Annotated in this window: 16 protein-coding genes and 1 pseudogene; 4 read left to right on the forward strand and 13 right to left on the reverse strand. The window is 58.1% G+C overall.

All coding sequences use genetic code 11. From position 1 onward, the window contains the following. Positions 1–122: 122 nt before the first annotated feature. The 4 genes from mqo to ACYZT8_RS17125 all read right to left on the reverse strand — a co-directional run bounded on the left by mqo (position 123) and on the right by ACYZT8_RS17125 (position 5,310). Positions 123–1,775 (reverse strand): malate dehydrogenase (quinone), encoded by a 1,653-nt coding sequence (gene mqo, locus ACYZT8_RS17110; protein ID WP_461974443.1) that lies wholly within the window; start codon positions 1,773–1,775, stop codon positions 123–125. A gap of 318 nt (positions 1,776–2,093) precedes the next feature. After that, positions 2,094–2,804, reverse strand: a complete 711-nt coding sequence (locus ACYZT8_RS17115; protein WP_461974445.1) for a GNAT family N-acetyltransferase — start codon at positions 2,802–2,804, stop codon at positions 2,094–2,096. A gap of 100 nt (positions 2,805–2,904) precedes the next feature. Further along, positions 2,905–4,518, reverse strand: a complete 1,614-nt coding sequence (locus tag ACYZT8_RS17120; RefSeq protein WP_461974447.1) for a DUF1254 domain-containing protein — start codon at positions 4,516–4,518, stop codon at positions 2,905–2,907. A 159-nt stretch (positions 4,519–4,677) separates the two neighbouring features. Beyond that, complete coding sequence (locus tag ACYZT8_RS17125; RefSeq protein ID WP_461974449.1) at positions 4,678–5,310, reverse strand: TetR/AcrR family transcriptional regulator; 633 nt, start codon at positions 5,308–5,310, stop codon at positions 4,678–4,680. A 163-nt stretch (positions 5,311–5,473) separates the two neighbouring features. On the opposite strand from ACYZT8_RS17125, the gene ACYZT8_RS17130 reads away from it, so the two are divergent. After that, on the forward strand, positions 5,474–5,914 hold the full coding sequence (locus ACYZT8_RS17130; protein WP_461974451.1) for a hotdog fold domain-containing protein: 441 nt from the start codon (positions 5,474–5,476) through the stop codon (positions 5,912–5,914). Positions 5,915–6,070: 156 nt separating this feature from the next. Here the strand turns inward: ACYZT8_RS17130 and ACYZT8_RS17135 are convergent. Next, positions 6,071–6,308, reverse strand: a pseudogene (locus ACYZT8_RS17135) (hypothetical protein); the annotation flags it as partial. Positions 6,309–6,437: 129 nt separating this feature from the next. Between ACYZT8_RS17135 and ACYZT8_RS17140 the strand changes: the two are divergent. Further along, complete coding sequence (locus ACYZT8_RS17140) at positions 6,438–6,923, forward strand: hypothetical protein (RefSeq protein ID WP_461974453.1); 486 nt, start codon at positions 6,438–6,440, stop codon at positions 6,921–6,923. A gap of 32 nt (positions 6,924–6,955) precedes the next feature. Here the strand turns inward: ACYZT8_RS17140 and ACYZT8_RS17145 are convergent, their stop codons facing one another. Further along, positions 6,956–8,083: a GGDEF domain-containing protein gene (locus tag ACYZT8_RS17145; RefSeq protein ID WP_461974455.1), complete on the reverse strand. Its 1,128-nt coding sequence runs from the start codon at positions 8,081–8,083 to the stop codon at positions 6,956–6,958. A gap of 304 nt (positions 8,084–8,387) precedes the next feature. On the opposite strand from ACYZT8_RS17145, the gene ACYZT8_RS17150 reads away from it, so the two are divergent. Then, positions 8,388–8,831: a hypothetical protein gene (locus ACYZT8_RS17150; protein WP_461954563.1), complete on the forward strand. Its 444-nt coding sequence runs from the start codon at positions 8,388–8,390 to the stop codon at positions 8,829–8,831. Here ACYZT8_RS17150 and ACYZT8_RS17155 read toward each other — a convergent pair. Further along, positions 8,828–9,397, reverse strand: a complete 570-nt coding sequence (locus ACYZT8_RS17155) for a YceI family protein (protein WP_461982503.1) — start codon at positions 9,395–9,397, stop codon at positions 8,828–8,830. The two genes, ACYZT8_RS17150 and ACYZT8_RS17155, sit on opposite strands and share 4 nt — an antisense overlap. A gap of 181 nt (positions 9,398–9,578) precedes the next feature. Between ACYZT8_RS17155 and ACYZT8_RS17160 the strand changes: the two genes are divergently transcribed. After that, on the forward strand, positions 9,579–10,325 hold the full coding sequence (locus ACYZT8_RS17160) for an SDR family oxidoreductase (RefSeq protein ID WP_461974457.1): 747 nt from the start codon (positions 9,579–9,581) through the stop codon (positions 10,323–10,325). Positions 10,326–10,360: 35 nt separating this feature from the next. Here the strand turns inward: ACYZT8_RS17160 and ACYZT8_RS17165 are convergent, their stop codons facing one another. The 6 genes from ACYZT8_RS17165 to ACYZT8_RS17190 form a co-directional block, all read right to left on the reverse strand. Continuing rightward, positions 10,361–10,852 (reverse strand): DUF2269 family protein, encoded by a 492-nt coding sequence (locus ACYZT8_RS17165; protein WP_461974459.1) that lies wholly within the window; start codon positions 10,850–10,852, stop codon positions 10,361–10,363. Positions 10,853–10,854: 2 nt separating this feature from the next. Next, the gene (locus ACYZT8_RS17170; RefSeq protein ID WP_461974461.1) at positions 10,855–11,982 is read right to left on the reverse strand and encodes a saccharopine dehydrogenase NADP-binding domain-containing protein; all 1,128 of its coding nucleotides are present in this window, start codon (positions 11,980–11,982) and stop codon (positions 10,855–10,857) included. A gap of 128 nt (positions 11,983–12,110) precedes the next feature. Beyond that, positions 12,111–12,791 (reverse strand): phosphoribosyltransferase, encoded by a 681-nt coding sequence (locus tag ACYZT8_RS17175; RefSeq protein ID WP_461974463.1) that lies wholly within the window; start codon positions 12,789–12,791, stop codon positions 12,111–12,113. Positions 12,792–13,088: 297 nt separating this feature from the next. Continuing rightward, positions 13,089–13,736, reverse strand: coding sequence for a hypothetical protein (locus ACYZT8_RS17180; protein ID WP_461974465.1), 648 nt, complete (start codon positions 13,734–13,736; stop codon positions 13,089–13,091). A gap of 544 nt (positions 13,737–14,280) precedes the next feature. After that, on the reverse strand, positions 14,281–15,639 hold the full coding sequence (locus tag ACYZT8_RS17185; protein ID WP_461974467.1) for an MATE family efflux transporter: 1,359 nt from the start codon (positions 15,637–15,639) through the stop codon (positions 14,281–14,283). A gap of 118 nt (positions 15,640–15,757) precedes the next feature. After that, on the reverse strand, positions 15,758–17,617 hold the full coding sequence (locus tag ACYZT8_RS17190; protein WP_461974470.1) for an ABC transporter ATP-binding protein: 1,860 nt from the start codon (positions 17,615–17,617) through the stop codon (positions 15,758–15,760). Positions 17,618–17,763: the final 146 nt, after the last annotated feature.

Raw genomic sequence — 17,763 nt, forward strand, 5'->3', positions numbered from 1 at the left:
AATGCTTATGGCCGAAAGCAGGCATGTAGGCCGAGATGAATTTACCCCTTGAAACCCCCTCCCCACAAAAAAGCCCACTGACCGTTACCGGTTCAGTGGGCTTTTTCTGATTACGCTTCTACTTACAAAGCCATATCACTAGCAGCATTAGCCTTCGGCGCCTTCGCCTTATCAGCATCAGCCGGAGCAGCAGCCGGAGCCGCCACCTGACCAATCGCCGGCGGCGGAGTCAGCTGCAACACCTTGGCGGTGTAGGCCCACTCCTGCGCAACCTTCTCAGGACTGCCATTCAGCTGAGTGCCATAGCTCGGCACGATCTGATGCAGCTTCTCTTGCCAGGCTGGCGAAGCAACCTTGTCCTTGAACACTTTCTGCAGCACGGTCAGCATGATCGGTGCAGCAGTCGAAGCACCCGGCGAAGCACCCAGCAGACCGGCAATCGAGCCGTCAGCGGAAGCAACGATCTCGGTACCCAACTTCAGCACGCCACCGGCCGCTTCATCACGCTTGATGATTTGCACGCGTTGGCCGGCTTGCCACAAGCGCCAGTCTTCGGCTTTGGCGTTCGGGAAGTATTCTTTCAAGGCGTTGAGGCGGTCTTCGTCGGACAGCATCAGTTGGCCGGCGAGGTACTCGACCAGCGGGTATTCCTTGATGCCGACCTTGGTCATTGGCCACACGTTGTGCGTGGTGGTGGTGGTCAGCAGGTCCAGGTACGAGCCTTCTTTGAGGAACTTGGTGCTGAAGGTCGCGAATGGGCCAAACAGGATGACGCGCTTGCCGTCCAGGACACGGGTGTCCAGGTGCGGAACCGACATTGGCGGTGCGCCAACGGAGGCTTTGCCGTAGGCCTTGGCCAGGTGTTGCTCGGCGAGGGTCGGGTTCTCGGTCACGAGGAACGAGCCGCCAACCGGGAAGCCTGCGTATTCCTGGGCTTCAGGAATGCCGGACTTCTGCAGCAGGTGCAATGCGCCGCCGCCCGCGCCGATGAACACGAACTTGGCGTCGGTTTCGGATTTGCTGCCGTCTTTCAGGTTTTTGTAGCTGACGCGCCAGGTGCCGTCTTCGTTCTTGGTGATGTCTTGCACTTCGCTAGACAGTTTCAAGTCGAACTTCGGCGTGGTTTGCAGGTGCGCAACGAACTGGCGGGTGATCTCGCCGAAGTTGACGTCGGTGCCGATCGGGCTCCAGGTCGCCGCGATTTTCTGGTTCGGGTCGCGCCCTTCCATCATCAGCGGAACCCACTTCTTGATCACAGCCGGGTCTTCTGAGTACTGCATGCCGGCGAACAGCGGGCTCGCTTGCAGGGCTTCGTAGCGCTTCTTCAGGAACTTGATGTTGTCATCGCCCCACACAAAGCTCATGTGCGGTGTGGAGTTGATGAACGAACGGGGGTTCTTCAGCACGCCTTGCTGAACCTGCCAGGCCCAGAACTGACGGGAGATCTGAAAGGCTTCGTTGATTTCAACGGCTTTCGGGATCTGTACGTTGCCCTTGTCGTCTTCCGGGGTGTAGTTCAATTCGGCCAGGGCGGAGTGACCGGTACCGGCGTTGTTCCAGCCGTTGGAGCTTTCCTGGGCGACACCGTCGAGGCGCTCGATCATTTCCATCGAAGTGCCAGGTTCCAGCTCGTTGAGCCACACACCGAGGGTCGCGCTCATAATGCCGCCGCCGATCAGCAGGACATCAACCTTCTTTGCCTCTTCCGCGTGAACGGACGTGATCCCCATCGACAAAGCCAGCCCCAGCAGGGCCGTGTTCATTTTCTTAAACATCTGTAGCACCTATGATAAAACGCCATCCGCCCTTCCATCCTCACTTACGGGCCCCTGGTTCACGACATTCAGGCAGGACGTCGTGGGTGCTCGTACATAAGGATTGGAGGGTGGGCACACAAGGCCGACGTGTCTCCATCGACCTCAGTTTATATGTCCCTACTGAACTGACTTTTTATCATTATTGGCTTCAGCTACTTGAGCGACATTGATCCTGCTGGCACGTCTCAGGGACGGGCAAACTGAATAGGTCAAACCAAGTTGGCGCGCAGAATATCACGGCTCGATGACCGCGCGCTTCCGAAAGGACTTATGAGTCTAGTCCAGACGGGGCTCGTTCGCCGCGTTCTGGCCCAAACGGTTCAGCACAAACACCTTGGCGTTGTGGGTCATTTGGTCCAGATGCCGGTCGCGCTGCTTTTCAGCATCGACCATCGCGCGCTTTCCGTGTTTTTGCAGCAAGTAGGTATGTATCTGCCGGACCTCTAAAGAACTGTAGATAAATGTGACATCCAAGAGTCCCATCAAGCCTTCACTGCTGTGGTCGCGGGTGTTCATCAGCACCTGCGTGCCGCGCACGCCCAGCACTTGAAAACCCATCGACTCGAACCACGGCACCTTGGCGACGGTGCAGGTCAGTTCGGCGTGCGGGTAGCGGCTGATCATGTCGTGCAACATGGCCCGCGCGACACCTCGGCGACGTTGACCCGAATCGACGGCCATGTAGGCCACGCCGCACGCGTCGGGATCATCCTTGACCGGCAGGTACAGCAGAAAGCCGATGACTTTTTCAGGGTCTTCATCGTCGGTGGCGACGATCAACTCGACCGCAATGCCCTTGGTCCCGCCGAGGGCTTCCAGGTACAGGTGCACTTCGTAGCCGACCGCGTATTGATACACGTTGTACAGCGGGTTGCTCGGCGCGATGCCGACCATGCTGATGTCGGTCAGGTTGTCGACGACCATCTGCAGGATCTGGCTGTTGATGTGCTCCGGGCACGGGGTTTGAAAGTGGCTGAGCTGGGGCATTGCGTGACGGACTCCAAGGATCAAGGCGCACCCGTGACGTGAAATGTTGGCATCGGGCGCGCCTATGATAACTGCTGTGGCAGCCTTTCCCTCGACTGACTTATCGAACCTCTTCTACTTCACCCGGACGCCAGGCCTTGGTGAAGAACGGTTCAAGCGGTCCGTACAGCCGCAAAAGCATGAACCAGCCTCTGCCCGGCAGCGTTTGAATCCAGTTGCCACGCTTCACGCCTTCCGGCTGTTGAGGGCCGAAGTAGACGGTGGTCGAGCCATCCGTATCGGCCTCGGCGGCTGGCGACGGGTAGCTCTGGCTGCCGGCGCGCGGGTAACGTTGCGGGGTATCCAGCATCGATCGGGTCTGGTTGTCGTACACGGTGAACGACCAGAAGTTGGCTTCAGGAATACCTTTTGGCAGCGTCACCTTGTAGGTCTTGGCCCCGTCGAAATACTCCTTCTTCGAGTCCAGCATGGCGAACAGATATTGCGATCCGATGCCTGGCAAACGCATCGCCATTGCCGGCGTGATGCCGGTGACGCCGTAGAAAAACGCCGAGCGAGCATCCAGGGTGCGGTAGCCCGTCGCCGGGAACGGCTTGGCACCTTCGGAGGTAATCATCGGAATGGGCGTTTCAAATTCACTGCCACTGATGAACAGGAAGTTGGACCAGGCAGAGCCCGGGTAGTAATACCAATCCGGATCACGTGGATTCATCAGCAAGCTGCGCGAGGTGGCATTCGCCGCTGCCAGCGCTTCGGTCATGATTTTCTTCATCCGCGCATCCGGGGCAAAAGGCTTGCCCTTGACGATGCCGATGGCGGCCAGTGAGCCCATCAGTTCGGCATCAAGCGTGGTTGCGGGCTCCTGTTGCACCAGCTCATTGAGCAGTTCGAAGGCGCCGAAGTCGTTCGGCGGAAGGGTGTTCATCACTTTGCCGCTGCCTTCATGGAACACCGTGGGCGTCGGCTCGACGACCTTGGCCAACGCGACCTGGCCACTGAGAAACTGCGCCACGCTGGTGCCGTAACCGCCCGCTACATAGGGATAGATTTTGGTGGTTTTCTTGATTAACTCGACCACTGGCTTGGGGTCGCTCTTGTCCATGAAAGCGCGCCCCAGGATCAGCACTTTGCTGGTAGGCGCACGTGTGACGAAATACCCGCCTTCGGGAACGGGCCCGTCGTAGCCTGGCGGCAGCACCAGGTATTTACCGCCTAGCCCCCGATCCGGCCCCGGCGCGCCGAAGTCGATCATCCAGCGCCACCAATAATCGTCCAGCGTGCCCAGCGAGTTGGGCGGAGTTTCCAGCACCATCGGCCCTTTGCTCACGTCGATGAAGCCGAGGAAATAAATGGTATCGGCGTTGGCCGTCAGGAACAGCGACTTGGCGTCCATCAATTCGGAAAAGATCAGGATCTCGTTATCCTTGACGCCGATGTCCTGGAAGCCTTTTCGAATCGCCACCGTATTGACACCCTGGAAGGTGTTGGTGATGGCATTGAACGCGTGGATGTAATCGAGGTTGTCGTAGACTTTGTCCAGTGTGTCTTTGCTCGGCATCCCGTCCTTGAAGTCCAGCGTGCCGAAACGGGTGTCGACTTTGGCGGGCGTGCTGATCGAGGCGGAAATGGGCGGAGTGTCTTGCGCGGCAAACGTCGGGAGCGTCAGTGCAATGCACGCAGCCGGGACTGTCAGAAGCTGAATGAGTGGTCTCACGGTTTCATCTCCATCAGTAATGGATTGAACGCCTGCCCTCTCTACATTGGAAAACGGCCCGATTGACTCCCACTGTTTGCGGCAGCAGATCAAGCATAGCCATACATCAACGGAATAATGGCCGTTCAGCGGAGAACGGCCTTGTTGAACCGATGTTTATCAGCCAGGAACGGCTTCATCGCTACAGATTGATCGCCAGGCCGCTTGCGCCAGCAATTTCCTGTAGTCCTTCGGACTGCCAGCCACCCTCCCCGACAACCATGCCCGGCAGTAACTGTCTGCCTGGCCAATGATCAGCGACGGCAGCAGTTCGGCAGGAAATGCTCGCAGCTCGTCGCGCCGGCCGGGTTCTGCCAGCCATTGTCCGAGCTTTTGATTGCGAGTTTTGTTGCGGCTGGCCAGTTCTTCCTTGAACGGGCCTTTGGTGACGGCGAACCGCGCGTGGTACTGAAACCGCGCCCACTCGGGTTGGCTGTCCACCCAATCGACGTAGCTGTGGACCAGCGCGTGCACGCCCTCTTCGGTTGTCTGTGCTTCGGCGAGATAGCTGTCGCGAAGCAGTGCCTGGTCGTCCAGCGCGGTGAAAAACAGCGCGGCCACCAGGCCTTCCTTGTTGCCGAAATGATGGTAGATCGCGCCCACGCTGGTATCGCATTCGGCGCGGATCATTTCGATGGTCGTGGCTTCGAGGCCTTGTTCGTTGAACAGGGCCAGGGCCTTTCTGAAGATGTCGCGCTTGAGTTCGGCTCTTCTGCCGGGGTAGCTGCGCTCGAGTAGATCTGACGTTTCCATGCTGGACAAAGGCCGAGAAAATCCATGACAAGGCAGTCGGCTGCCGATGAGAAAGCTGCGCTAGGTTGACAGATTTAACCGCGACAGAATACTGTTCCGTCACAGAATATTATTCTGTTACGGAACATCATTCTGTAAAACCCCCCCTCAGCGAGGCTTCAAAATGAGTCAGTTTCTCAGCATGTTTAACAGCGCAGGCCCGGAAGCGTTCAGCAAAATGGCCTGCCAGGTGGCGCCCTACTTCAGCACCATCAACCCGCTGATCTCGGCGTTGCGCCCGGGTCATGCCACGGTGCAGGTGCCGTTCAGCAAGGAGATCACCAACCACTTGGGCTCGGTTCACGCGATTGCGATGTGCAACGCCGCCGAGCTGGCCGCCGGGACGATGACCGACGTGTCCATTCCCGCGGGTGCGCGCTGGATTCCAAAAGGGATGACGGTTGAGTACCTGGCCAAGGCCAAAACAGACGTGACGGCGGTGGCCGATGGGGAGGCGGTGGATTGGCAGACTGAAGGCGACAAGATCGTGCCGGTGGATATTCATGATGCTGAAGGCAAGAAAGTGTTCACGGCGCGGATCACCATGAACGTTAAGCTCTCCTGAACACCCGCAGCCCTGTAGCAGCTGGCGAAGCCTGCGTCCGGCTGCGCAGCAGTCGTAAACCCTACATGCACGGTCTGCCTGATGTACCGCGTGCTCGGATTTTACGACTGCTGCGCAGCCGGACGCAGGCTTCGCCAGCTGCTACAAAGATTTGCGTTACCAGTCGTAGCTCATTTCAACCGCCGCAACCCGCTCCTGGCCGCCGTAGCAACCGAACGAATAATTGCAGTCCGAGACGTACTCGCGATCAAACACGTTTTGCACATTCAAGCGAGTTTGCAAACCACGCAGGCTTGGGTCGAGTTAGCCCCGTCAGGCGATTGAGCGCCGCTTGGGTGAAGCGATAATCCGCCCACAATGAGGCGGATACCGGCGACTGCGCTTCGTTGCGGTTGGGTTACATCGGTGGCTGGATACGGCCAAGGAAAAAGCCAGGGACAATCGCCGTTTGATCCGGCTCGACTAAAGTTGTCCCCCCGCGCGCCGACTCCTTCTGGTGAATTCACCGACGAAGGACCGTGAAATGTATTACCCCCGCGAAGCTGAAAAAGATCACCTGTTCAACCGAGTGATCCTGCTCACCGTTGCCTGCTGCGTGGTGCTGATCCTCGCCGGCATGGCTCGGCACGAGGGCATTGCCTATGCCGCCATCCGCTTGAGCCCTGTCGAGACCACTGGCACGGTGACGCAGCTGGACACCATCTTGATGAACAGCGACGGCAAAGTGATCCATTACCGCTACACCGACCACAACGGCCAGGTGCACGACGATCAATACGTCGACGAGCGTTACGCGCAAAAAGCCGCCTATGAAACCGGCGGCAGCATTGACCTGATTTACTCGCGCTGGTTACCGGGGCAGAACAGCATTGCCCGGGAGCTGAACGGCAATCGCCCCGGGTTTTACATTATGTTGGGTGGGGTATTGCTGGCGTTGTTGTTCCTGGGGATATCGGCCAGGACTCTGGGACGGATTTATGCGATGAAGGAAGAAGACCGGTTTTATTGAGGAACCGTTTACGCATTAAACCTTCCGCCCCGTTACTCCGAAACCGCCACCTGATTACGCCCACGCGCCTTGGCTCGATACAGCGCTTTATCCGCGTTATTCAGCAAACTCTGCAAATCGTTGTCGCCGATCTCCATGGCCGCAACACCCAGACTCGCCGATATGCGGTGAACCGGTCCGGTCATCAATCCACCGATAGACTGGATAAGTTGCTCGGCGATGTTAAGGGCGGTTTCAATCGCTGTATTCGGAAGCAGGATCGCGAACTCTTCGCCACCGAGCCTGCCGAAGACATCGGTATCGCGGAAGGACCGGTTGATGATCGCGCCCATTTGTCGCAAAACCTGATCGCCGACCTGATGACCGTAGGTGTCATTGATGTGCTTGAAGTGATCCATATCCAGCATTACCGCGCACAAGGGTAACTGGTTATTTTTGCAGTCATGGAACAATTGTTGGGCGTGTTCGAAAAAAGCGCGGCGGTTTTTCAGGCCGGTGAGTTCATCGGTTTGTGCGGCATACGTCGAGATTCGATGGGCGCGTTCCATTTCACGGGTTAACTGGAAGGCGGTTTCCAATGCTTCGGACAATTTGCGTGTCGCGCTGGCCACGAACGAGGCGAACACAAGTACGGCCAACGCCATGCCGATCTGCATCGCTGACGATTGAAACAGCAGCCAGAAGGTACACGGCAACAAGACCAGGCCAATCGACGCCAACGTCATGAATCGATAGGACGAGTAACACGACACGGCGCTGACCGACATGCCGACGGCAAAGAGCATGACCAACGCCTGGGACAACAGGTCGTTTGCCGGCATCACCGCTAAAGCGCCTGCCCCCCAGATACTGGCGGACAACACCAGCGTGAACCAGTATCGCTTCTCCCAGCGTTGCGGAGTGCGCTCACTTTCAGGGCAGCGAAACCAGGCAACGAACATCAGGATGCGCAGCACCGAAGATGCCGTCAGCAGGCCAATCCACCAGAAAATGACGGCGTGATCAAAGCGTTCCCAGCACAAGCCGCACAGCATGAGCGCGGCTAGAAAACTACCGAAAATCGCCGGGAATGACTGGTGGAATAGCTGATGCAATCGATCACTGCGCACCTGCGCGGCGATGAAAGTATCCTGGTCGTGCCGAAATCCTGGGCCACCCATTTGATCCGCCTGATCATGATGCTGCGACAAAAAAGACGATTGTGGCACCTTGCCACTCAGGCAAACAAACAATTAAGACTCATGGGCACGCGCTAATTCGCGGTAATGCGTCCATGCTTCTAATTGAAAGCCCCAAAAAGTAATAGCACACAAGTGCGCTCTCCATGCCTTGTAGTGATCAAGTCAAATGCCATCCCGCCATCACATGCAACTCGTCCGTCCTGCTACGCTTTTTAGGCCTCGAATGGAATCCGGCGATCATCACCCAATACTGTTGTCCCCCTGATTGTTGAGGTTGTGCAATGTGAGAGCCCAATTATTTAGCGCCATCATCACTCTGGCCGTGATCAGTGTGACGACGTATGGGTTTATGGAATGGAAGGCGAGTGAAAGCGCACGGCAGGAAGCGGTGTGCAAGACAGCAAAGCAGCATATGGAAACCCTGCAAATTCGCGCACGAGCGATGGCTGCCGGGCTGTCCGTTGACGCTTACGCCGATGCCGAGAAAGCGGAGGTCGACAAATTAGTCTCCGCCCTGGATACCGCGAAGAATGATGCCGAGGTTGAAGCCGTCATAGACGCACACGCTGCCGAGTTGCAGGCACAGGACGCCGCGTCTGACGCAGAGTTGAAGAACCAGGGGAGTCAGATATTCCTGGAACAGAAACACAAGGAACAACGGATCACCACTGACATCAAGCAGGAAATTGAACGCGCCGAGAAGGCCGTCGCTGATGCCTGTCGTTAGCGCTGCGGCGCAACCATCCGAAAACGGATGTTGATATCGTCGGAAACCACGCTATCGGCCCATTCCCCCTCACCGACTTTGAAGTCGCTACGTTTGAGCGTTAACTGGCCATCGAAGATACCGACGGCTTTCTCTGCCTTCAGGAGGACCGGAACGGCCACCTCACGGGTGACCCCTCTGAGCGTGAGTTTGCCGGTGATGGTGTAGTGGTTGTCAGCCAGCGTTTTCACTCCTGTCGACTCAAAAGTCGCCTCGGGATACTTCTGCGCGTCGAACCAGGCAGGCTTTTGCAGCTCGGTGTTCGCGTCTTCGCTGCCGGCATCGATGCTGTCGAGCTGGATGGTAAGCGCAGCATGGCCCGCTGAGGGGTTGGCCGTGTCGAAATCAAGCGTGGCCTTGAACTTGCCGAAAGTGCCATACACCCGCGAGCTGAACTGCTTGTAGGTAAAGGAGATGGTGCTGGCGGTTTCATTCACTTGCGTGTATTCGGCCGCTTCGGCACAGGGGAAAAAGCTCAAGGCAAGCGCAACAGCCAGTATGGAAATCGACGGGAATCGAGCATTCATGGGGCGCTCCGGTCGCGGCACACGCAGGCCGACGATAGGTGGACTAAAGCAAAGAACCACGGTTTGTTCCACCTCGCGCCGAGACTTCCGACCACCTGTCGGCAACGCGAGCCAGCGCCCGATGCGGCCACCCGCGCAGGTGTTTAATGACTCAAGCACTCACCGCATCGGGAGACAGGACATGAAAATCGTCGTCATCGGTGGCACCGGGCTGATCGGCAGCAAACTCTGCCAGAACCTGAAGGACCTGGGGCATGAAGCCCTGGCGGCGTCGCCGAGCACCGGCGTCAATGTCATCAGCGGTGAAGGGCTGACGGAAGCGTTGAAAGGCGCGGACGTGGTAGTCGACGTGGCGAACTCGCCCTCTTTCGAGGACCACGCGGCGCTGCACTTCTTCGAAACCGCCGGGCACAACCTGATTGCGGCGGAGAAGATCGACGGCGTCAAACACCATATTGCCCTGTCGGTCGTCGGCACCGAGCGGATGCTCGACAGTGGTTATTTCCGGGCGAAAATGGCCCAGGAAAGACTCATCCAGAAGTCGGGGATTCCCTACACCATTTTGCGGGCCACGCAGTTTTTCGAGTTTATCCATGCCATTGCTCACTCCGGGCGCGAGGAAGGCGACACCATTCACTTGACGTCCGCCGCGCTGCAACCGGTGGCCTCGGCCGATGTAGCGGCGGCACTGACGGACATCGCGCTGAAAGCGCCGATCAATCAGACCGTCGAAGTGGCTGGCCCTGAAAACCGCCCCCTCATCGAGTTCGCGAGCGATTACCTCAAGCACACCAAGGACCCGCGCCAGACCGTCGCGGACGACACGGTTCCGTACTTTGGTGCGCCGATCAATGACCAGTCGCTGACACCGGGTGCCAATCCCATCGTCGGTGCGACGCGGTTTCAGGACTGGCTTGAAACCCACTAGACGGTCAAGTCAAATAGTGAGGCGTGGCCGTTGCGCTAGACCACCGCCTCAACCAGCTGCATCGGCGACATCTTCGTGACCATCATCATCACGATCACAAACATCCCCGCAAAACCGGCCACGCCCATCCAGAACCATTTCTTGTAGACCGACCGGAATTGCGCGTCGAGCCCCTCACCGGTTTCCACCGCGCTCAGCGCCATCACGTGAAGGCGCTTCTGCAGTACCAACACCGGAAGCCACAGCGAACCCACACACAGGAAAATGATCAACGAGGTCAGAATCCACTCCGTGGTCATGGGCAGCCCCGAGACTTTCATCAGCAGATAACCCGTGGTGATCTGAATGAAGCCTGCCGGGGTGGTAATCCAGGTGTCGAAGCGCACCACCATTCTGGCCACGTGCGCGATCACTTGCGGGTTGGCCGTGCGACTCGCCGCGATCAAATAGAGGTAGGAGCCCATGCCGAACCCGAACAGAAAAATCGCGGCAATCACGTGCGTGTACTTGAGGCACAGATAGAGCATGCTCAGCCCTGCTCGTCAGAAAAGCGCACGGACAAGTGCAGGTTGGTCGGGTCGTTGATCGCGGCCATGTACTCGTCGACGCTGATCTCGCCCACGCAAGGACGGGCGCCGGGTGCCGGCGCGTAACCCGCGACCAGTTTTGCCGCCAACGCGACAGCCGCGCAGCTAGGGATTTCCGGGCCCTTGTCGTTGTGCGCGGTCAATTGCACGGTCATGGACAGGGGTTGCCCATCAAGGCCCTGCCCCTCGACGTCGATGTACATCGCACTGCGGCCATCACCGAAGCGCTCGAACCACGTTCCCCAGCGATGCAGTCGTGCCGCCCAAGCCGCAGAGTCTCGTACCAGGCCGATTCTCAGCGCCTCGGCGAGCACGTAGCTGGCCACGCCACCGAGTTTCAGCCCCGAGCCTGCCTTGAAACTCAAGGTATGGGCGCCGTAGCGGCTCGCGAAAATATCCATGTCCGGCACATCGACGTTGGACAGGACCCGGCTCCCCAATTGCGGCATCTTGCGCAGGGTCAGGTCCTGCCAGCCCGACACTTCGTGCACCTGGCCATTCTTGAGCTGCATGATCGGTTTGCCCGCGTAGGCCAGCACGCCTTCGACGGTCGAGAGGCCCGGCATCTTGGCCGAGGAAGAAATGCCATGCTTGATCGAGTCGATGCGTTTGAAGCGATAACGGTATTGATCGATGAGCGCCGACGACAGCGTCGGCACCGAACTGCAGCCACTGAGAATGGCCACGCCGGCCTGCTTTGCGCTCGCGTCGAGCACATCAATGCCATTGACGAAGGTGCGGCAGTCAGCCAAATCGCAGTAATTCACGCCCGCGTCGATGCAGCTTTGCGCGACCGCATAGGATTGCCCCTGAAACGGGCCGCCGGTATGGACCACCCACTGAATACCCATTTCGCTCAGCGTGGGCCCGAACGCGGTGCCCATGGCATCGCCGCACCAACTTTCACAAATGCGGTCGGACTGGGTTTTGAGCTCATCGATCTTGCGCTGCAACTTGTGAGAGTTGCGGCCCGAGATCACCAGTTCTACGCCCGGCATCGCGACTAAATGCCTGCAAACGATGCTGCCGAAATTTCCGTAGCCACCGATCACCATTACCCTGAGTGCCATTCAACGCTTTCCTTGACCATTGGATCGTGTAGCCAACCCGCCCGAGACTGGGCGCGGCAGAGCTTTGCTGATTTCGGATGGCCGGGCAAGCAGCGACGCACTGAAGACAATCAAATCGCCCTGCCCGCTTACCGTTGAGCGGAGCCGGACTCTCTCAGCCACGCCCGCTGCAACAACCTGATGACCTCCGCATCCGAAGTCTGGGAAAAATCCATGTACCAACGGCCGATCGACATCAGCCATTCTGGGATGAGCGGACAAATCAGCTCATCCACTTCACTGCGCAGCGCCTCCGCCGTCTCAATCGGAGCAACCGGCACGGCGACGACAATCCGAGCCGGCGCATGCACCCGCACCGCGTGGACCGCCGCCATCATCGAGGCGCCTGTCGCCAGGCCGTCGTCAATCAGAATCACCACCTGATCCTTGAGCTGCACCGGCGCGCGCGTTCCCCGGTAAACCTGCTCACGTCGCAACAGTTCCCGGGTTTCCCGGGCAACCACGGCATCAAACGTAGCCGTATCAATCGGGTGAACCCGCAGCGCGTGTTCGTTGAGGATTTGTATGCCGCCGCTGGCAATCGCGCCCATCGCGAACTCTTCATGGGACGGCACTCCGAGCTTGCGCACCAGCATCAGGTCGAGGCGAACCTCCAGGGCGGTGGCCACTTCATAGGCCACCGGCACCCCGCCACGGGGCAAGGCAAGAACAATGACGTCGGGGCGATGAGCGTATTTGAGCAGCGGTTCAACCAGACGCCGACCGGCTGCGGCCCGGTCTTGCAGGATGGTGGGCGATGAGGGACTCATTGGAAAACCTCCTCAGGCGATCACGCCTGTCGGTTTGCGTCAGATGGTCACTCTTGATTGTCAGTCTGAAGATGGCTGACAGCAAGTCCAGCCACCGATGCACCGGAGCGTATGCACCGGCGTCAGCGCGAACTCATACAGGGCTTTTCACAGAAGTGTTTAAAGTCTGGAAGCATCCGGCCTTCTGACTCAAAACAAAGCGACCTCCCCGATGCAGGTTTTAATGATCCCCTGCACAAAGAAGGTCGCGCCTGGCAGGCTCAGGACAAGCCCGCCAGTTTTACGCAGTGAACCGGCCTACCGTGCGTTCGCTACTGTCCGCGGAGAAATAGCGATGGAGTCCTGTATTTTCAGACGCTGAGTCAATGCCAGCATCGTTAGGAAACCCAGTGCGATCAGGAGCGGATACGCCATCAACAGTTCGGAGAGAGAGTATTTCCAGGCCAACGGGCGCCCGACCCCCAGCATGGCCGCATACATCCAGGACACGGCCGACAGCGAGCCGCAGAACAGCGCCATCATCCGTGCGCTGAACCCGAGATTGAGCAGGGAGCCCGCCTTTTGCAGTGCGGGCAATACCAGCCGATGCAACAAGAGGCCGTTGTAACTCAGCAACACGACAATAATCACTTTGGCGTGAAGCTTTGGATTCATAAAGTAATTCATACCTTTTTCCAGGTAATCAATACCGATGATTGCGGCACCCGTCACCCACAACGCTATCAGTGCAGCGATGACAGACTTCTGAAGACTCTCCATGTGAGCATTATCATGCTCAGTGAATGTCTTTCGTTTTAACAAGTCTCTGACCATCGCAACATCACTAGTCAATACCAAACCAATGGCCACACAACACGCCACTAAATGAATGTAAATAACACCCAATCGCAAAAATTCCATGCATTCTTTATTTTCGAGCAGGCTCATAATTGTATTTATCGCCACGGTACTTTCTCCACCTTATTCGATAGTACAGATCGATAGTTAACAGGGCATTCAACTCTTCTAAGCCCTGCGCGATCTTACTTTTATAAGATATGCCAACTCATAGACTTGGCACTGCTTAGCCCATTGATTCGCCTGGCAAACCAATGACCGGCTATTTCTTGCCTCCTGAATTTCAGGTAAAAAAATCCCCATTAGCATTCAATGCCCATGAGGTTTATTTTCCACTTCTTTTCTGCGGCTGCAGGAGCAGGTCTTGAGTGACGTGCTGCAGGATCAGAGGCCTGTGATCCCGGAATGTTCATTTTTTGAGCAGCCCACCGACAAACGGCGGTTATTGTGAACGTCCCACACGCAGGTACTAACGTATCAACTTCTCTGTCAGCCCCATGACAACTGGGCTGGTGAATGACAGGGGTTTCCAATAGTGTTTATTGGATCCATTAGTTGTTAGGTAACTTACGAAAAGTGCAATAACGAGCTGCTCGCATTTAGAATCTTACCCTACTGAAACAGTCATACTTTTACCATTGTGGTCACGACCCTACACCAACCGCTCAATCTTCTGATGCTGCCAGACCAGTTTGTAATACGCCGTCTGCAACATCAGCATCCCCAGATACGCCACCGGAAACGCCATCCATACCCCCTGCAAACCGAACTGCCCGTCCAGCACATACGCCACCGGCAACTGCACCCCGACCACGCAAAAAATCGAAATCGCCATCGGTACCAGCACCGAACCACTGGCGCGCATGATGCCGCCGACAATTGCCTGGAAGCCAAACACCAACAGACTCCAGAGCATGATGTGCAACAGATGCTCGGCTTTCGCCCGGGTGGAATCATCCGTGAGGAACAACCCCAGCAACCAGTGCGACAACAGATAACCCAGCACCACCAAACCACCGGTCAGGCACACATTGATCAACAGCCCCGTGCGCAGAATCGGCCCCATACGCTCAAGCCGCCCTGCCCCGATCGCCTGAGCACCCAGAATCGATGCGGTGATCGCAATCGATAGCGCCGGAAACTGCACGTAATTGACGATCTGCGTCACCGCCCCATACGCCGCGGTCGCCTGCGAACCGTGCTGATTCACCAGTGCCAGAATCACCAGCTCCGACACCGACAACACCACCATCTGCAACCCGGTCGGCAACCCGATGCGTAACACCTTGCCGAGAATCACCAGGTCCAGACGCATCGCCGCGAACATCTCCCGATCCGGCGCCAACGGATGCCCCTTACTGATCAACCGCCACGCCAGCCACCCCATCGCCGACAAGTTACCCGCCAACCCGGCATACGCCGCACTCTGAATCCCCATCATCGGCAACCCGAACCAACCGCGAATCAACGCCGGCGTCAGCGCCAGACCGATGCAGGTCGACACCACCAACGCGATCAGCGGCGACACCGTATCGCTGACCCCGCGCAGCAGTTGGGTGAAGAGCACGTAGACCAGCAGCGACGGCATGATCCACATCATGACGTGGGCGTAGGACACCGCATCGTCCAGAACGTCTGCCGGGGTCCCCAACCCTTGCAACGCTGGCCTGGCGAAGACGCTGCCTAGCACCGCGGCTGTCAGGCCGATTATTGCGCCCAAGAGCAAGGTTGTACCGGCGATGGCTTTCACCAGATGCGGTTCACGCGCGCCCCAGGCTTGGCCGATAAGCACGCCCGCGCCCGCGCCGAGGCCGATGACCAGGGCGATGAAGAAGAAGACGATGGGGAACATGCCGGAGACAGCGGCCAGGGCTTGGGTGCCGAGCATTTGGCCGATGTAGATGCTGTTGATGGTGCCCGACATGGATTGGAGAAAATTGGAGAGGACCATGGGCGCGAGGAAAAGGAGGTACGTTTTCCAGAGGGGGTGGTTGGTTGTGGGGGTTTGCATTGAGGGTCCGTCTCAGGTGGGGGCTCGCGGTGTGCAAATTCTACGCTAGGGAGCTGACACCAACGCGCTCCGATTTCGAGTGAGTGTCAGTTTTTTTGTGTGCGCCCCCCCTGCATCCTCACACCTGATCCATAGCCTCGACCACGCCCTTATCCTCGCCCAGGAACCCTCCGCTTTGATGGTGCCACAGCCGCGCATAGACGCCGTTCTTCCCAAGCAATTCGGTGTGAGTGCCCTGTTCGATGATGCGTCCGTCATCCATGACGATGAGCCGGTCCATGGCTGCAATCGTGGACAGCCGATGGGCTATCGCGATCACGGTTTTGCCCTGCATCATTTCATCGAGGCTTTCCTGAATGGCGACTTCGACTTCCGAGTCCAGCGCGCTGGTGGCCTCGTCAAGCAGCAGGATCGGGGCATTCTTGAGCATCACCCGGGCAATCGCGACGCGTTGGCGCTGGCCGCCCGACAGCTTGATGCCGCGCTCACCCACAAGGGTGTCGTAGCCGGTACGGCCCTGCCGGTCGCTCAGTTGGCTGATGAACCCGTCGGCCTGGGCATTGGCCGCGGCGTTGCGAATTTGCGCGTCGGTCGCATCGGGACGGCCATAGGCGATGTTGTCGCGAATGGAACGGTGCAGCAGGGAGGTATCCTGCGTGACCATGCCGATGGTGCCGCGCAGGCTTTCTTGCGTAACATGGGCGATGTTTTGGCCATCGATGCGAATCACCCCGCTGTCGACGTCATAGAAGCGCAGCAGCAAGTTGATAAGCGTGGATTTGCCGGCGCCAGAGCGACCAACCAGACCGATCTTTTCGCCCGGGCGGATGCTCAGGTTCAGGCCATCCAGCACCTGACGTTCGCCATTGTAGTTGAAGCTCACATTGTCGAAAGTTACCGCGCCGCCGGAGGTCACCAGCACGCCCGCTCCCGGCGCGTCCTGCACCTTGGCGCCTTGGGTCAGTGTCGCCATGCCATCCTGCACGGTGCCGATGCTCTCGAACAGCGAGGTCATTTGCCACATGATCCAGTGCGACATGCCATTGATCCGCAACGCCATGGCGGTGATCGCCGCCACAGCACCTGCGCCGACATCACCCTGGTGCCATAACCACAGCGCATAGCCACCTGCTGCCATGATCAACGCCACCACCAAGGCCTGGTTGACGATCTCGAACTGGCTGACCAGGCGCATCTGGCGGAAGCCGGTCTGCTTGAAATCCTCCATCGCTGCACGCGCGAAATGCGCTTCACGATTGGAGTGGGAGAACAGCTTCACCGTCGTGATGTTGGTGTAGGCGTCTGAGATACGCCCGGTCATCATCGACCGCGCATTGGCCTGTTCCTGCCCGACTTTCCCCAGACGGGGTACGAAGTACACCATGGCCAGACCGAACAACACGACCCAGGCCACGAAAGGCAGCATCAGTTTCAGAGCGAAGCCGCCGGCCAAGGCGATGATCGCAATGAAATACACGCCGATCCCGGGTGCGATCTCGATCAGGGTGAATAGCACGTCGCGCACCGCGAGCGCAGTCTGCATCACCTTGGTAGTGACGCGGCCGGAAAACTCATCGGAAAAAAACGAAAGGCTTTGCCGCAGCATCAGCCGATGGAAGTCCCAGCGCAGCCGCAACGGCAAGTTAATCGCCAATATCTGGTGCTGCACCATGGTGCGCAACGCCACCAGCCCGACACTGGCCACCATGACGATGCCCATGCCCCACAACACGCGACTTTCCTGCGCAGCCGCTTCACCGCCTGCCTGCCAGGTCGAGAGCAAGTCCACGACCTGCCCGAGGAAGGAAAACAGCCAGGCTTCATAAATCGACACAGCGGCACTGAGCAGTGCAAGCGCAAGGATGTAACCGCGGGCGCCCCGGGTACAGGCCCACAGGAAGCGAGCCAGGCCGTTGGGTGGCGGTGGTACCTCGTCAGGAGGAAAAGGGTCGAGTCTTCGTTCAAACGCACGAAGCATGGTGTTCTCCAAAACGATCAAGTGTAGGAGATTCTGTCATTGAACGGGTGCTTTGAGGGTTTTGCGAAGTTGAGGTCTGGCGCTGAACAGCAGAAGGCCCCTTGACCGGTTACAACGCAATGCATCGGAGCGGCTAAGCTTTTTCG

The organism is Pseudomonas sp. LB3P93 (assembly GCF_054898025.1).

Bases quoted from the DNA above. Each gene is read 5' to 3' on its own strand.
- ACYZT8_RS17190 (WP_461974470.1), bottom strand. From the start codon at position 17,617: ATGCTTCGTGCGTTTGAACGAAGACTCGACCCTTTTCCTCCTGACGAG.
- ACYZT8_RS17160 (WP_461974457.1), top strand. From the start codon at position 9,579: ATGAAAATCGTCGTCATCGGTGGCACCGGGCTGATCGGCAGCAAACTC.
- ACYZT8_RS17140 (WP_461974453.1), top strand. From the start codon at position 6,438: ATGTATTACCCCCGCGAAGCTGAAAAAGATCACCTGTTCAACCGAGTG.
- ACYZT8_RS17175 (WP_461974463.1), bottom strand. From the start codon at position 12,791: ATGAGTCCCTCATCGCCCACCATCCTGCAAGACCGGGCCGCAGCCGGT.
- ACYZT8_RS17185 (WP_461974467.1), bottom strand. From the start codon at position 15,639: ATGCAAACCCCCACAACCAACCACCCCCTCTGGAAAACGTACCTCCTT.
- ACYZT8_RS17130 (WP_461974451.1), top strand. From the start codon at position 5,474: ATGAGTCAGTTTCTCAGCATGTTTAACAGCGCAGGCCCGGAAGCGTTC.
- ACYZT8_RS17115 (WP_461974445.1), bottom strand. From the start codon at position 2,804: ATGCCCCAGCTCAGCCACTTTCAAACCCCGTGCCCGGAGCACATCAAC.
- ACYZT8_RS17145 (WP_461974455.1), bottom strand. From the start codon at position 8,083: ATGGGTGGCCCAGGATTTCGGCACGACCAGGATACTTTCATCGCCGCG.
- ACYZT8_RS17125 (WP_461974449.1), bottom strand. From the start codon at position 5,310: ATGGAAACGTCAGATCTACTCGAGCGCAGCTACCCCGGCAGAAGAGCC.
- ACYZT8_RS17170 (WP_461974461.1), bottom strand. From the start codon at position 11,982: ATGGCACTCAGGGTAATGGTGATCGGTGGCTACGGAAATTTCGGCAGC.
- mqo (WP_461974443.1), bottom strand. From the start codon at position 1,775: ATGTTTAAGAAAATGAACACGGCCCTGCTGGGGCTGGCTTTGTCGATG.
- ACYZT8_RS17155 (WP_461982503.1), bottom strand. From the start codon at position 9,397: ATGAATGCTCGATTCCCGTCGATTTCCATACTGGCTGTTGCGCTTGCC.
- ACYZT8_RS17165 (WP_461974459.1), bottom strand. From the start codon at position 10,852: ATGCTCTATCTGTGCCTCAAGTACACGCACGTGATTGCCGCGATTTTT.